Annotated in this window: 11 protein-coding genes; 3 read left to right on the forward strand and 8 right to left on the reverse strand. The window is 71.8% G+C overall.

Going from position 1 to position 15453, the window contains the following annotated elements; genetic code table 11:
• The first annotated feature begins 1 nt into the window (after nucleotide 1).
• Nucleotides 2-2605, forward strand: a complete 2604-nt coding sequence (locus tag EXE42_RS12330; protein WP_137706625.1) for a cation-translocating P-type ATPase — start codon at nucleotides 2-4, stop codon at nucleotides 2603-2605.
• Nucleotides 2606-2748: 143 nt separating this feature from the next.
• A complete protein-coding gene (locus EXE42_RS12335) occupies nucleotides 2749-3534 on the forward strand; it encodes an aldo/keto reductase (RefSeq protein WP_137694517.1) in 786 nt (261 codons plus the stop codon).
• 16 nt (nucleotides 3535-3550) lie between these two features.
• Here EXE42_RS12335 and EXE42_RS12340 read toward each other — a convergent pair whose 3' ends face one another.
• A complete protein-coding gene (locus EXE42_RS12340; RefSeq protein WP_199240751.1) occupies nucleotides 3551-4972 on the reverse strand; it encodes a PAS domain-containing sensor histidine kinase in 1422 nt (473 codons plus the stop codon).
• 74 nt (nucleotides 4973-5046) lie between these two features.
• Nucleotides 5047-6852, reverse strand: coding sequence for a S9 family peptidase (locus EXE42_RS12345; RefSeq protein WP_092921056.1), 1806 nt, complete (start codon nucleotides 6850-6852; stop codon nucleotides 5047-5049).
• A gap of 117 nt (nucleotides 6853-6969) precedes the next feature.
• On the opposite strand from EXE42_RS12345, the gene EXE42_RS12350 reads away from it, so the two are divergent.
• The gene (locus tag EXE42_RS12350; RefSeq protein ID WP_092921057.1) at nucleotides 6970-8019 is read left to right on the forward strand and encodes a glycosyltransferase; all 1050 of its coding nucleotides are present in this window, start codon (nucleotides 6970-6972) and stop codon (nucleotides 8017-8019) included.
• Between the two features lie 35 nt (nucleotides 8020-8054).
• Here EXE42_RS12350 and EXE42_RS12355 read toward each other — a convergent pair whose 3' ends face one another.
• From EXE42_RS12355 to EXE42_RS12380, 6 genes are all read right to left on the reverse strand, one after another.
• Nucleotides 8055-8687: a halocyanin domain-containing protein gene (locus EXE42_RS12355; protein ID WP_137706626.1), complete on the reverse strand. Its 633-nt coding sequence runs from the start codon at nucleotides 8685-8687 to the stop codon at nucleotides 8055-8057.
• Nucleotides 8688-9125: 438 nt separating this feature from the next.
• Nucleotides 9126-10220, reverse strand: a complete 1095-nt coding sequence (gene mfnA / locus EXE42_RS12360) for a tyrosine decarboxylase MfnA (protein ID WP_092921059.1) — start codon at nucleotides 10218-10220, stop codon at nucleotides 9126-9128.
• 77 nt (nucleotides 10221-10297) lie between these two features.
• Nucleotides 10298-12694: a phosphoenolpyruvate synthase gene (gene ppsA / locus EXE42_RS12365; RefSeq protein WP_137706627.1), complete on the reverse strand. Its 2397-nt coding sequence runs from the start codon at nucleotides 12692-12694 to the stop codon at nucleotides 10298-10300.
• Nucleotides 12695-13076: 382 nt separating this feature from the next.
• Nucleotides 13077-13706 (reverse strand): hypothetical protein, encoded by a 630-nt coding sequence (locus EXE42_RS12370; protein WP_092921366.1) that lies wholly within the window; start codon nucleotides 13704-13706, stop codon nucleotides 13077-13079.
• Between the two features lie 136 nt (nucleotides 13707-13842).
• A complete protein-coding gene (locus EXE42_RS12375; RefSeq protein ID WP_241988380.1) occupies nucleotides 13843-14520 on the reverse strand; it encodes a hypothetical protein in 678 nt (225 codons plus the stop codon).
• On the reverse strand, nucleotides 14517-15284 hold the full coding sequence (locus EXE42_RS12380; RefSeq protein WP_092921061.1) for an AAA family ATPase: 768 nt from the start codon (nucleotides 15282-15284) through the stop codon (nucleotides 14517-14519). Before EXE42_RS12380 ends, EXE42_RS12375 begins: the two co-directional genes overlap by 4 nt.
• Nucleotides 15285-15453: the final 169 nt, after the last annotated feature.

Genomic DNA, 15453 nt, shown 5'->3' on the forward strand with positions numbered 1-15453 from the left:
GATGAGCGGAGGCACCGACGCGTCTCCGGGCGGCGGCGGCGACGCGTCCGGAGACCCCGGCGACGACCCCGCCGTCTGTACCCTCTGTGAGCTCTCGACCGCCGGCGTCGACGTCACCGACGACGACGGTAATCGGTTCTGCTGTACCGGCTGCCGCGACGTGTACGGCGCGCTCGGCGACGTCGACGTCGACGCGGACGCGGTCCGCGAGCGCCGGCAGGCGGGCGAGGACGCCGCGGCCGACGCCGCCGGAGCGGACGCTTCCGCCGACGGCGACCGCGACGTTCCGGACGGCCACGAGGCGACGTTCCTCGAGGTCGACGGGATGCACTGTGCGACCTGCGAGGCGTTCATCGAGACGGTGGCGACCGACGCCGACGGGGTCAGCGGCGCGAGCGCGAGCTACGTCACAGACACGGTGCGGATCGACCGCGACCCCGACGCCGTCACCGTCGACGACCTCACGGAGACGGTGAGCGGGCTGGGGTACAGCGCCTACGCCCGCGACGACGCCTTCTCGCGTCGACAGGCGGACAACATGGCGACGGCGCGGCTCGCCGCGGGCGTCCTCGTCGGGATGGCCGTCATGTTACAGTACATCGTCCTCATCTACCCGACGTACTTCGCGTTCCCGTTCTACAACGAACGGACCCTCGAGTACCTCAACGCGGCGATGGCCTCGACCTCGGGGACGTACTTCTTCATCGTCATCGCCGTTCTCACCACCATCGTCCTCTTTTTCACCGGGAAGCCGATCCTCCGCGGCGCGTACGTCAGCGCGCGGACGCGCTCGCCGAACATGGACCTCCTCGTCGCGATCGCGGCGGTGAGCGCCTACCTCTACAGCACGCTCGCGGTGATCTTCGTCGAGTCGCCCTCGATATACTACGACGTGACCGTCGCGATCGTCGTCATCGTCACGGTCGGGAACCACTACGAGGACTCGGTGAAGGACCGCGCGACGGAGCTCCTCTCCGAGGTCACGGCGGTCCAGGTCGACGACGCGCGGCGGCTGACCGCCGACGGGGAGACCGAATCGGTCGCGGTCGAGGCGCTCGAACCGGGCGACCGCCTCCTCGTGCGCGCCGGCGAGCGGGTCCCGGTCGACGGCGAGGCGGTCGACGGCGACGCCGCGGTCGACGAGTCGGTCGTCACCGGCGAGTCGCTCCCGGTCCGGAAGGTCGCCGGCGACGCGGTCGTCGGCGGCTCCGTCGTCACCGACGGCTCGCTCACGGTCGCGGTCGGCCCGGACGCGACCTCCAGCCTCGACCGCGTCGCGGAGCTCGTCTACGACCTCCAGAGCGGGAACCACGGCGTTCAGAAGCTCGCGGACCGACTCGCGACCGTCTTCGTCCCGGCGGTCCTCGTCATCGCGGTCGTCGCCGCCGGCGCGTCGCTCGCGCTCGGCTCCGCGCCCACCGACGCGATGCTCGTCGGACTGACGGTGCTGATCGTCTCGTGTCCGTGCGCGCTCGGGCTCGCGACCCCGCTCGCGGTCGCCGCGGGGATCCGCGACGCCCTCGAACGCAACATCGTCGTCTTCGACGACACCGTCTTCGAGCGGATCCGCGACGCGGACACCGTCGTCTTCGACAAGACGGGGACCCTGACGACCGGCGAGATGCGGCTGATCGACCGCGTGGTCGACGACGACCTGCTCCGGCTCGCGGCCGCCCTCGAATCGCGGTCCGCGCACCCGGTGGGGCAGGCGATCGCCGCGGCGCGGTCCGCGGCGGACGCGGCCGACGCCGGTCCCGGTGACGCGGCCGACGACGGCGCGACGCCCGCCGTTGCCGACGGCGGGACGGAGGCGGCGGACGGCCCCGGTCCCGCCGACGCCGCGGGCGACGGCGACCCCGAGACCGCGGTCGAGTCGTTCGAGAGCCACGCGCGCGGGGTCTCCGGCGTCGTCGACGGCGTCGAGGTCGTCGTCGGCCACCCGGACCTCTTTGACGAGCGCGGCTGGACCGTTCCCGACGAGATCCGCGAGGCGGTCGCGGACGCGCGCGACGTGGGCCGCGTCCCGGTCGCGGTCGGCCGCGACGGCGCCGCCGAGGGGTTCGTCGTCGTCGGGGACGAACTGCGCGAGGGCTGGGAGGCGACGGTGACCGCGCTCGACCGCTCGGGCGTCGAGGTGATCGTCCTCACCGGCGACGACGAGCGCGCCGCGACGGTCTTCGCGGAGCACGACGCGATCTCGTCGGTGTTCGCCGGCGTCCCGCCGGAGGGGAAGGCCGAGGCCGTCGGCCGGCTGAAGGAGCGCGGCGTCACCGTGATGGTCGGCGACGGGACGAACGACGCGCCGGCGCTCGCGGCGGCCGACCTCGGGATCGCGCTCGGCGGCGGGACCGCGATGGCGGCCGACGCCGCCGACGTGGCGATCGTCGACGACGAGCTCGGCTCCGTGGCGACCGTCTTCGAGCTCGCGCGGGCGGCGGGCCGGCGCGTGAAGGGGAACATCGGCTGGGCGTTCTGCTACAACGCGGTCGCCATCCCGCTCGCGGCGACCGGACTCCTGAACCCGCTGTTCGCCGCCGTCGCGATGGGCGCGTCGAGCCTGCTCGTGGTGACGAACTCCTCGCGGGCGCTGCTGTCGGACGACTGAGGCGGCGTTGGAACGACCCACGGAGGCCCTCCGCCGCGACCCGGCCGCGCTCGCCCCGACCGCAAGCGATTTTCGGCTCACGCGAGTAGGCGGACGCGATGACGGACCAACAGCAGCAGCCCGCGGTACCGACCCGCAACGGGATGCCCGTTCTCGGGCTCGGCACGTGGGAGAACGACGACCCGGCACAGTGTACCGAGTCGGTCGCGAACGCGCTCGACGCCGGCTACCGCCACGTCGACACCGCGCAGATCTACGGCAACGAGGCGGCCGTCGGCGAGGGGATCGCGAGAAGCGACGTCGACCGCGGCGATATCTTCCTCGCGACGAAGGTGTGGATCGACGAGCTCTCGCCCGCGGACGTGGCCTCCTCGACCCGCGAGAGCTTAGAGAAGCTCGGCGTCGACGCGGTCGACCTGCTCTACGTCCACTGGCCGGCCGGGGAGTACGAGCCCGGGGAGACGCTGCCGGCGTTCGCCGAGCTGCGCGACGACGGCCTGATCGACCGGATCGGCGTCTCCAACTTCGAGCCGGAACACCTCGACGCGGCGACGGACGCGCTCGGGGAGGCGCCGTTCGCGAACCAGGTCGAGATGCACCCGCTGCTCCGGCAGGAGGAACTCCGCGAGTACGCCGACGCCAACGGCGTCGAGCTCGTCGCCTACTCGCCGCTCGCGCGCGGCGAGATTCTCGACGACCCGGCCATCGTCGACATCGCGGAGAAACACGGCGTCAGCGCCGCGCAGGTGAGCCTCGCGTGGCTCCGCGAGACGGGCGTCACCGCCATCCCGAAGGCGACCGGGATCGACCACATCCGCGACAACCTCGCGAGCGTCGACCTCGACCTCGACGACGAGGACGTCGAGGCGATCGACGCGCTCGGCCGGACGGACCGCCAGCTCAACCCCGACTTCGGCCCGGACTGGTAAGCGCCCGACGCGCCGCTCACTCGGACGCGAGCGGCAGCGACACCGTGATCCGGTTCCCGCGCCCGCCGCCGCCCCGGCCGCGCGCGTCCTCGCCCGTGCCGACGTCGACCGACACGTTCCCGTTCGACAGCTCCACGCTCCAGTAGACGAGCCAGAATCCGAGCCCGCTGCTGTGGTACACCTGGCTCATGTCGTGGTCGCCGGTGAGCACGTCGACCTCGACGGCCGGAATGGGCGGCAGGTCGTCCTCGACGACGAGCTCGGCGCCCGCCTCGGTGCGGCGGAGGCCGACCGTCACCGTCGGCGCCCCGTCGCTGTGCTGGAACGGGTTCTCCAGGAGCTCGATCACCGCCGACCGGAGCTCGCAGCGCCCGTCGACGACGACCGCGTCGAGGTCCCCGACCGCGATCGACCCCTCCGGGTACCGCCCGCGGACGGTCTCGACGGCCTCCTCGATCACGCCCCGGAGGTCGATCGCGTCGGTCTCCCGCTGGTCGGTGATGAGCTCGATGACCTCCCGCTCCTTCTGGGCGGTGTCGAGGAGGCTCTCGCCGACCCGCCGGATCACCGCCGTGTGCTCCGCCGACTCGGGCACTTCGGCCTCCAGCTCCTCGGCCGTCCCGAGGACGATGTTGAGGTCGTTCCGGAGGTTGTGACGCAGGAGGTTGTCCATCACGACGAGCTGGCGCTCGCGCCGCCGCCGGTCCGTGACGTCCTTCGTGAACCCCGTGATCCGGACGACCTCGCCGTCCTCGGTGATCGGCTCCCCCTGGACCCAGACCCACCGCTTGTAGTTCTCCGCGGCGTTCACCCGGTACTCCATATCGACCGACGAGCCCGCCGAGAGTGCCTCCATCGCCTCTTTGACCGCGGCGCGATCGTCCGGGTGGACCGCGTCGAGGAACGTCGAGGGATCGCCTCGGACCTCGTCGAGCGAGGCCCCGTATATGTCCTCGTACGCCGGGTTGGCGAAGAGCAGCTCCGACCAGTCGGCGTCGAACATCCAGAGGACGTCGCTGGAGACGGCGGCGATCTCCCGGAGGTGTGCGGTCGCCGCCTCGCGTTCGCGCTCGGCCTCTACGCGGTCGGTGATGTCCCGCGAGCTGACGACGAACCCGTCGAGCTCGCCGTCGGTGAGGTTCGACATGCGGCTCTCCAGCCACACCCACGACCCGTCGCGGGTCCGGTGTCGGTACTCCGTCGTGACCTCGGTGAACTCGTCGGTCCGGATGGCCTCCTCGAAGGTGCGCCGCACGGCCTCCCGCTCGTCGGGATGGACGTACTCGAAGGCGTTCGTCCCGACGAGCTCGTCCGGCTCGAATCCGAGGATCCCCTCCGCGGCCGCGTTGACGTACGTGTAGGTCCCCTCGTCGTCCAGCAGGGCGACCTTGTCCTGGGCCTGGTCGAGGAGCAGCCCGTGCGGGTCTGACCGACTCATCCCGTCATCCTCTCTCGCGTACCTGTATAACCGTCACGGCCGTTCGGAGCGGCGTGAAACGCAGCCGGAACCGATCAGACGTGTTCCGCGAGGAAGTCGACGATCTCGCGGTACGCCTCGATCCGGTTGTCGAGCTTCGCGAACCCGTGCCCCTCGTCGTCGAAGATCAGCTTCCGGACCGGGACGCCCTGTTCGCGCGCCTCCTCGACGATCTGCTCGGCCTCCCCGACGGGCACCCGCGGGTCGTTCTCGCCGTGGAGGACGAAGAGGGGGGCCTCGATCCGCTCGATGTTGTTGATCGGGGAGACGGACTCGAGGAACTCGCGGTCCTCGTCGAGCGAGCCGTACTCGGCCTCGCGCAGCGACCGGCGCCAGTCGCCGGTGTTCTCTAAGAACGTGACGAAGTTCGCGATGCCGACGATGTCGACGCCGGCGGCCCACAGCTCCGGGAACTCCGTCAGCGACGCCAGCACCATGAAGCCGCCGTAGGAGCCGCCCATCGCGACGACGCGGTCCGGGTCGACCTCGGGGTGGTCGTGGAGCCACTCGACGCCCTCGCGGACGTCCGTCACCGAGTCCATCCGATTCTCCACGTCGTCGAGCCCGGAGTAGGCCTTCCCGTACCCGGAGGAGCCGCGGACGTTGGGCTCGAACACCGCGTACCCGTTGTTCAGCAGGTACTGCGTGACGGAGGCGAAGGAGGGGCGCCGCTGCGACTCCGGCCCGCCGTGGATGTCGACGACGACCGGGTAGCCCGACTCGGGCGGCTCCGTCTCGGGCACGGAGAAGAACGCGGGGATCTCCCTACCGTCGAAGGTGGGGTAATGGACCAGCTCCCGCTCGACGAACGTGTCCGGAGGGATCCCCGCGGTCGAGGCGCGGGTCCACCGCTCCGCCTCGCCGGTGGTCGCCTCGACGACGTACACGTTCGCGTTGTGCGTGCTCCCCGTCGCCGTCACCGCGAACCGCTCGCCGTCGGGGCCGAAGCTCACGCCGCCAGCGACGCCGTCCGGGAGGTCCGGCGTCGGGAACGCGTCGACCCGGGCGGGCGCGACGAGCTCGCCGGCGGTGAGCTCGGTGTAGCCGTCGACGTTCCGGGAGTAGACGATCCGCCGCGAGTCCTCGTCTATCGCCACGCCGTCGACGTTCCACTCGCCGCCGTCCGCGACGACGGCGAACTCGCCGGTCTCCAGATCCAGCCGCTCCAGCCGGAGGGTGTCGGTGTCGCGGTCGGTGACGAGGTAGACCCCCTCGCCGTCGGGCCCCCACTCCGGGCCGGAGTACCGCACGTCCCCCTCGTGGGGCGTGTGGTGGGTCAGGTCGCCGGTCGCCAGGTCGAGGGTGTACACGTCGTGGTCGAACGAGGAGTGGGCCTCGTGGACGATCAACCGGTCGTCGCTCGGCGACCAGCCGGCGACCGAGAGCCAGCCGTCGCCCTCGTACACGAGCTCGGCGTCGTCGCCCGTCTCGTCGCGGCCCTGGACGTACACGTCGAAGACGGCCTCGTCGCGCCGGTTCGACGCGAACGCGAACCGGTCGCCGGAGGAGTCCCAGCCGCCCCACCGGTGCTTCGCATCGGGCATGTCGGTGAGGTCCGTGATCGCGCCGGACTCGTAGTCGAGCCGGTACAGCTGCGCGCGCTCGTTGCCGCCCTCGTCCATGCCGAAGACGGCCTCGGCGCGCTCCGGCGAGGAGTCGACGAAGGAGACGGACTCCTCGAAGAACGTGTGCTGTTCGGGCCACGACTCGGGCTCGCGGACCGACCACACCTGACCCGTGCCGGTCGTGTTGAGCAGGAACGAGAGTCGGCCGTCGGGACCGAGGTCTGCGCCGCCCGCGTTCCGCACGTTGAGGTAGCGTTCGATGTCGTACTGTCGCATGGGAGCCCGTTCCGGGCGCGCCGTGAAACAGCTTCGGGTGACGGAACCCGCGGTGCGGGTCCGGCGTCCCCTCGAGATGCCGTGTCTTTTTATCGGCGCCCCCCGTGCGGTCGCCGTATGCGCGTCGCGTTCGTCTCGCTTTTCGCCCCCGGACACGGGGAGACCCCGGCGCGAACGCGGACGCTCCGGACCGCCCGCGGCCTCGCCGCCAGCGGCCACGAAGTCGTCTGGCTCTGCGCCCGGTGGTGGGGCGGGGACCACGACGCCTTCGACGAGGACGGGATCGAGTACCGGTCGGTCACCGCCGAGCCCGCGCCCGCGGCGTTCGCCGCGCGGCTCCCGCTCGCACTCCGCCGCGTCGGGCCCGACGTCGTCCACGCGGTCAACAGCCCGCCGACGCCCGCCCTCGCCGCGACGGTCGCCGGGTCGCTCTCGCGGGCCCCGGTCGTCGTCGACTGGTGGCGCGACCACCCGGCCGACGCCCGCCGCTGGTACCGGCCGCTCGCGCGGCGCGCGGACGCGGTGACGGCCCCGTCGCGGACCACCAAGACGCGCGTCCGCGAACACGGCGCCGACGGCGACGACGTGCGGGTGCTCCCCGAGAGCATCGACTTCGGCGCCGTCGAATCCGCGGGCGTCGACGACCGGTTCGACGCGGTGTACTCGCGGCGGCTCGACCGCCACGCCAACGTCGAGACGTTCCTCCTCGGGCTGGCCGAGCTTCGCGGCCGCGACTGGACCGCGGCGGTGATCGGCGACGGCCCCGAGCGCGGCCGGATCGAGGCGACCGCGGGCGACCTCCGGATCGGCGACCGGGTCGAGTTCCTCGGCGACCTGCCGGCCGAGGAACGGATTCCGATACTTAAAGGAACGCACGTCGCGGTGGCGACCGCGACGTGGGAGACGTTCGCGACCGACCTGCTGTGGGCGGTCGCGTGCGGCTGCGTCGCCTTAGTCGAGTACCAGGCCGACTCCAGCGCCCACGAGCTCGTCGAGGGGCGCGAACGCGGCCGGCTCGTGACGAGCCCGGCCGAGCTGGCCGACGAGTTCGTCGCGGTCGGCGACCTCGAACGCCGCGCGGTCGACCGCGAGTTCGCCTCGTTCGACCACGACGCGGTGATCGACCGCTACACGGCGCTGTACGAGGAGCTCGTCGACGGGGAGTGAGAGCGGACACGGCGAAAGAAATCGGTCGCGGTCCGCTACGCCTGGTCCTGCCCGGTGATCGTGCCGCCGTACTTCATGAAGACGAACGCCAGTCCCAGCGTGCTCACCATCGCGATGAACGTCGCGATACCGAGCGCCCGGGCGGCGTCCGGGACGAACACCGCGTTCGAGCTCCCGCCGCCGCCGACCTCGACGGTGGCGACGTCGCCGCCGACGGCGAGGCCGCCGTGCATGCCGATCGCGGTGTGGGGCACGCAGTGGTAGTGGGTGATACCGGCGTCCTCGCTCGAGGTCTCGTACTCGTAGGTGTACCCCTCCTCACCGACCGGGGCGCCGCTGTCGAGGCCGGCCGGGCCCTCGACCGTCTGGACGTTGTGAGACCCCCCAGCGCCCGTCCACTCCCAGGTGACCGTCGTCCCCTCGTCCACCCAGACGAGCGTCGGGTCGAACGCGAGTCCCTGGTCGCCGGCGCCGACCGAGACGGTCACCGAGTCCTGGCCGCGGGCGTCGGTGTACGACCCGACGTTCCCGACGGCGGCGCTCGGCCAGTCGGGTTCCACTTCCTGTGCAGCCGCCGTCCCCGCCGTCGCCGTCGCCGCGCCGGCGGCGGCCGTCGCACCCGCGGCCGTCCGCATGAACGCGCGCCGAGAGACGTCGTCCGAACTCATACGCTCCGGTTCGTGGCGCCCCGTAGTGAATATGTTGATCCGAACGCGGGATCACTGTTGAACGACGACCACCCCCGAAGCCCCAGCCGCTCGGCTGTACGTGGCTACTTATAAATCGACGATCGATGCGACCGACTCCGAAGCCCCAGCCGCGAGGCGGCCGCACGCTCGCTGTGCTCCTCGTCACTCGCTCCGCTCGTTCCTGCGGTGCTTGCGTCGCCTGCGGCCGCCTCGCGACTGCCCCTTCGAGTCCCTCCCCGCACAGCACCGCCCCGCGCCTCACCCCTCCCCAGCCTCGTCGCTCACTGCGTTCGCGACTCCCTCGCGCGTGCTCCTCGCGGCCTCCGCTTCGCTCCGGCCGCTCGGTGGCACGCGCCACCGCTCGGCGTGTTCGTTTATAAGGGTGACTCGCCACCGCGGTCGAATGTTTAAAAGGATCTACCGCCGGATCCCGTCGAGATCGTCGAGGAACGCCCGCAGCGTCGCCCGCGTCACGTGCGGCATACACACCACGCGGAGCGCTCCGGTCCCGGTCCGCGACGCCTTCCAGCCGGCGTCGCGGAGCGCCGCGAACTCGGACTCGGGGACCGCCGCGACGACGAGCGGGAGTTCCGGATCGACGACGTCGTACCCGCGGTCCGCGAGTTCCGCCGCGAGCCAGTCGGCGTTGTCGGCCGCCCGTTCCGCGGCCTCGCGGTAGCCGTCGGGCCACAGCGCGTCCATCGCCGCGACGGCGCCGGCGACGCCAGCACCGCTTCGGGTCCCGGTCAGCGTCGCCTGCGACCGGGACTCCAAGTACGGCGTGTCGACCGCGAGCGCGTCGAGCGCGGCGTCCTCGCGGGCCAGCAGGCCGCCCGCCGGCACCGGCGCCTGCCCGAACTTGTGGGGGTCGATCGTCACCGTGTCGACCGGCGCGTCCGCGAACGACCAGTCGCGGTCGGTAAAGGGGAGAACGAACCCGCCCCACGCGGCGTCGACGTGGACCCGCGCTCCGGCCTCGTCGGCTATCGCCGCCAGCTCCGGGATCGGGTCGACTCGGCCGTGCTCGGTGCTGCCGGCGACGGCGACGACGAGCGCGGTCCCGTCGTCGACCGCGGCCGCGACGGCGTCGGGATCGGCCCGGTACTCGTCGTCGACGGGGACCGTCCGGAGTTCCACGTCGAGCAGCGCCGCCGCCTTCGTGAACGAGAAGTGCGCGCTGGCGGGGGCGACGACGTTGACGTCGCGCTCGCCGGACGTGTCGTCGCTCTCGCCGTGTCGGTTCCGCGCCGACCGCACCGCCTGGATATTGGCCTCCGTGCCGCCCGAGGTGACGTACCCGGTCGCGTCGGCGGGGGTCGGATGCTCCGCGAGCGTCGCGAGCCCCTCGACCGCCCGTGCCTCCAGCTCCGCCACCGCCTCGTAGGTGGCGGGGTCGCCGGGGTTCGTCGCGAGGAACCGCTCGGCGGCCGCGCGGGCGGCCGGGTGCGGTTCGGTACACATCGAGGAGAGCACCCGGTCGAACGACTGCGGCTCCGGTTCCGGCTGTCGCATCTGCCCCCCAGTTGCCGCGGACGGCTCTTACCGGTTCCGTTCTCGGCTCCGGGAGACAAAAGTCGGCTCAGAGGACCTTAGCGGACCGAATCGAGCAGGAGACGCTGCTCGGTCCGCTTCACCTCGTGCTGGACGTCGCGGACCGCGTCGATGTTCGCGGAGATGGAGGAGACGCCCTTCTCGACGAGGAACTCGACCATCTCGGGCTTCGAGCCGGCCTGTCCGCAGATGCTGGTGTCGACGTCGAGCTCGCGACACGTTTCGATGGTGTCGCCGATCAGCCGCAACACCGCGGGATGAAGCTCGTCGAACCGGTCAGCCACGTGCCCGTTGTTGCGGTCGACCGCGAGCGTGTACTGCGTGAGGTCGTTGGTGCCGAAGGAGGCGAAGTCGATGCCGGCCTCCGCCAGGTCCTCGATCTGGAGCGCGCTGGCGGGCGTCTCGACCATCACGCCCCAGCGACGCGCCTCGGGGTCGATCCCGGCCTCGCGCATGTGGCCCGTGATCGCCTCCACGTCGGCCGCGTCGTTGACGAGCGGGAACATCACCTCTATGTTGTCGTACCCCATGTCGTAGAGGCGCGCGAACGCGGCCAGCTCCTGCCGGAACGGCTCGGGCTTGTCGAGGCTCCGCCGGATCCCGCGCCAGCCGAGCATCGGGTTGGGCTCGACCGGTTCGTCGTCGCCGCCCTCCAGCTCGCGGAACTCGTCGGTCGGCGCGTCGATGGTCCGCACCCGCACCGGTCGCGGGTAGAACTCGTCGGCGACGCGCCGGACGCCCTCGATGAGCTCGTCCTGATAGGCGCGGGCGCCGTGGTCCGCGATGTACTTCTCGGGCGTCTTCCCGAGCGACAGCACCATGTGTTCGATCCGGAGCAGGCCGACGCCGTCGGCGCCGGTCGCCGCGGCGCGCTCGGCCGCCTCCGGGATGGAGACGTTCACCTTCACCTCCGTCGCCGTCATCGGCTTGACGGGGGTCTCCGGGCGCGCGGCCTCCACCGGCTCGAACTCCTCGCCGGGCTCGGCCGACTCGGACTCGCCCGCCCGGACCGTCCCCTTGTCGCCGTCGAGAGTGACGTGTTGCCCGTCTTCGAGGACCCGCGTTCCGTTGCCGGTCCCGACGACCGCGGGGACGCCGAGCTCCCGGGAGATGATCGCGGCGTGGCTCGTCATCCCGCCCTCGTCGGTGACGATGCCGGCGGCGCGTTTCATCGCGGGCACCATGTCGGGCATCGTCATCTCCGTCACCATCACGTCGCCCTCCTGGACCTGGTCGAGGTGATCGAGCTTGTGGACGATCCGAACGGTGCCGGAGACGACGCCCGGACTGGCGCCGAGCCCGTCGACGAGGCCGTCCGCGTCGTCGTCCGCACCGGTCCCGCCGCTCGCGGTCGTCCCGCCGTTCGGCCCCGTCCCCGTCACCCCGCCGTCGCCGTCGGCGGCCGCCGCCTCGGCTTCCCCGCCCGCGCCGGCCCCGTTTGCCCGCGACTCGCCCCCGCTCGCGCCAGCCTCGTCGCCGGCGTCCTCGCGGATCGTGGTGATCGGGCGCGACTGGAGCATGTATATCTCGCCGTCGTAGATCGCCCACTCGACGTCTTGGGGGGCGCCGTAGTGCCCCTCGACGCGCTCACCGAGTTCGACGAGATCGCCGATCTCCGCGTCGGAGAGGACCCGCTCGTTCCGCCGGTCCTGGTCGACGTCGAGCTGGACCGTCTCGCCGGTCTCCTCGTCTTTCACCATCTCCACCTTCTTGTCCGCGACGGTCACCTGGTCGACAGCGCCGCGCTCGCGGTCGTACACGTAGTTGTCGGGCGAAACGGTGCCGGAGACGACCGCCTCGCCGAGCCCCCACGCGGCCTCGATGGTGACCTGCGGCTCGCCGGTCGAGGGGTGGCTGGTGAACATCACGCCGGACTTGTCGGCGTCGACCATCCGCTGGACGACGACCGCGATGTCGACCTCGGAGTGCGGGAACCCGCGCTGCTGTCGGTAGTAGATCGCCCGCTGGGTGAAAAGCGAGGCCCAGCACTCCTTCACGCGCCGGAGGAGGTCGTCCTCGCGGACGTTGAGGAACGTCTCCTGCTGGCCGGCGAACGACGAGTCGGGCAGGTCCTCGGCCGTGGCGGACGAGCGGACCGCGACGAACGCCTCCTCGCCGTCCTCGCCCATCTCTCGGTACCGGTCGAGGATCTCCTCGCGAACCGTCTCGGGGAACGGGGTGTCGAGGATCAGGCGCTCAGCGGTCGCCTCGGCCTCGCGGAGCGCGGCGGAGTCCTCGGGGTCGACGTCGACCGCGTCGAACAGCTCCTCGTCGATCCCGGCCTCCTCGATGAACGTCCGATACGTGCCCGCGGTGACGGCGAACCCCGGCGGCACCGGGAGCCCAGCACCGATGAGTTCGCCGAGCGACGCGGCCTTTCCGCCGACGGTCCCGACGTCGTCGGCATCGACATCCTCCAGCAAGAGTACTGCCATTCGTGTACCCGGAGGATCCGCGAGACGACGTATGAAGCTTCCGACCGACGAAATACTGAATAAAAGATTACTCGCCGCCGAGTTGTGTCCGACGAACGAGTACGACCGAGCGGCTCGAACGGAACCGGCGCAGGCGACGGTTGCGTCGGCCGGACCCGATGAAGAGAGAGTTCGCCCGGGCCGGGACGCGTGCGGGCGGCCGACGAAACGAGGGCCGAAGCGTCGGGGACAGCGAACCGAACCGCGGTTCGTACCCATCGGTACGGGCCGTTCCCGTCTATACTTACCTCTCGTTTCACGATCGGAATCCGTAACTCGTTACCGGGTCTGTAACACTTTTTTCCAGAATTTTGAGAGAGAAACGTCTCGTGTGGCCGTCCTCTCAGTCCCTGCCGAGCCGCCGCCGTTCGTCGCGCAGCAGTCGCTCCCAGAGTCCGAACAGCCGGCTGTCGAGACCGTACGCCTCGTCGACGCGCCGGACCCAGCGGTCGTCGCCGAACAGGTGGCGCTGGAACCGACGCACGTCGGGTGAGAGCCGGTCGCGGTCGCCGCCGTAGTGCGACAGCGACTCCTCGCGGGTCCGCGCGAGGAGGTCGGCGGGCACTTCGATGCCGTCGGCGGCGGCGACGTGGTCGAACCACTCCAGATGGAGCAGCGAGTCCGCGAGGAGGAAGCGCTCGCGGAACCCGGAGACCCGCGACAGCGCCGGTGCGCCGTCGATGCGGACGTCGGTCGGACGAGAGAATCGCGGCGCGGTCGCGGACACGGACGCGTTCTCGGCGACCGCGCCGGCGACGCGTCGAAGCCGCCAGTCGCCGTACCGGACGGGCGCGATCAGCGCGAGCTCGTACCACGTCGGTAACCACTCGCAGTACGGCTCCGAGAACGCGCCGTCCGCGAGCAGCGTCGCCGCGACCGAGCGCGCCTCGTCCGGAGTCAACGCTTCCGGGGCCGTCCGGAGGCGACGGACTGTCCGGTCGGAATCGAGCGAGTCGACGCCGCCGAATCCCATCCCCTCGGCGACGGCGGTCGTGTACGCGCGGCCGGCGGCGTACCAGGCGGCGAAGTCGGCGGGCGCCGTCAGCCGCAGGAGTCGGAGGACGGAGATACCGATCCGAGGGGCCGAGCCGAGATAACCGTTCGGTCGATCAGTCGTCGACTCCGCCTGCCCCGCCGGCATCGCTCCCGTCGGTACCGTCGATTCCGGCCGGAGTGCCGTCACCGCCTCCGTCGACTCCGGTCGACCCGTCGAGCGCGTCGTCCAGTCCCCACTCGGCGGCGCGGTCGCGGGCCTCCGACCGCGCCTGCTCGCGGATTGCGTCGATCCGGTCGTCGTCGTCGAGGAACGCCGCGACGGCGTCGTCCTCGTCGCCGGAGTCGCGCAGGCGCCCCTCGGGCGCCGCCCCGCGCGTCCGCTCGGCGAGGGCGGCGTCGTCGGCCAGTTCGGTCGCGGCCGCGGCGGGCCCCACCCGGAGCGCGTCCTCCTCGTGGGCCGCCGCCAGCCCGCTCGGATCGACGGCGTACAGCTCGACGCGATAGGGGCCGGGGACCGCGAGCTCCGCGAGCGCGTCCGGACCACCGTTGTCCGTCACCGTGTTGTACGCCAGCACGGGCACGCCGTCGTCGAACGTGAGGACGCCGCGGGCTTCGCCGGACAGTAAGAGGGTCTCCTGCGGGACGAGCGTCGCGTAACCGGTGAGTTCGCGGTCGAGCGCGCGCGACAGCGTCGTCGCCACGTCCGAGACGACGCGCGAGCGCAGGAGGGTTCCCCGCGGAATCGTGAGGCCGGCCGGCTCCGAGGAGCCGGTATCGGGCTCCCCGCTCATGGCGTGTCGGGGACGACCGCGCTGCGGAACCGGTCGGCGACCGCGTCGCCGTCGCCGTCGCGCACGTCGAGTCGGTCGGCGGCCCGGCGGTAGCGCGCGGCGGCCTCGCTCTCCGGCGCGTGTGCGAGCAGGGGCTCTCCGGCCCGCCGTGCCGCCCGGACGGCGTCGCTCTCGGGGACGTTCGCGAGGACGGGGCCGCCGAAGTGGCGCTCCGCCTTGGCGGCGACGTCGTCGGCCTCGTTCCGGACCTTGTTGAACAGGACGCCGGCGGTCTCCGTGCCGTACGAGCGCGCGTACTCCTGGACCTTCAGCCCGTCCGAGAGCGCGGGGATCGTCGGCTCGACGACGACCACGACGCGGTCCGCGAGCACGACGGGCAGGACGGCCGACTTCGACCCCAGCGCGGCCGGCGAGTCGAGCAGCAGCACGTCAGTGTCGCGTGCGAGTTCCGCCACCACGTCGCGGAGCCGCTCCGGCTCCGCGGCCTCGAAGCCGGCGAGCGAGGTGCCGCAGGGGACGACCGAGAGCCCGAACCGCTCGTAGGTCGCCTCGCTCACGTCCGTCGCGGTCCCCTCGACGAGGAGGTCGTGGAGGGTGGCCGTCGCGTCGTCGAGCCCGGCGTGAAAGAGGAGGTTCGCCATCCCGGTGTCGGCGTCCACGACCGTCACGTCGTGGTCGGCCGCGAGCGCCATCCCGAGCGCGAGCGTGCTCGTCGTCTTCCCGGTGCCGCCCTTTCCGCTGGCGACCGCGAACGCCTCGACCATGTCTCCCGCTCGCCCGCCGTTCCGAATAAAACCTCTTCATCGTCGGTCGCGGTGATGCTCACCTGCTGCGGATCGGGGTGGCGCGTGCCTGCGAGCGGCCCTCGGCCGCGAGCAGCACGCGCGAGGGAGTCGGCCGACCGGAGCGAAGCGGAGGGAGGCCGACGAGGCT

It is taken from the genome of Halorubrum sp. SP3 (assembly GCF_005435195.1).
GTDB lineage: Archaea > Halobacteriota > Halobacteria > Halobacteriales > Haloferacaceae > Halorubrum > Halorubrum sodomense.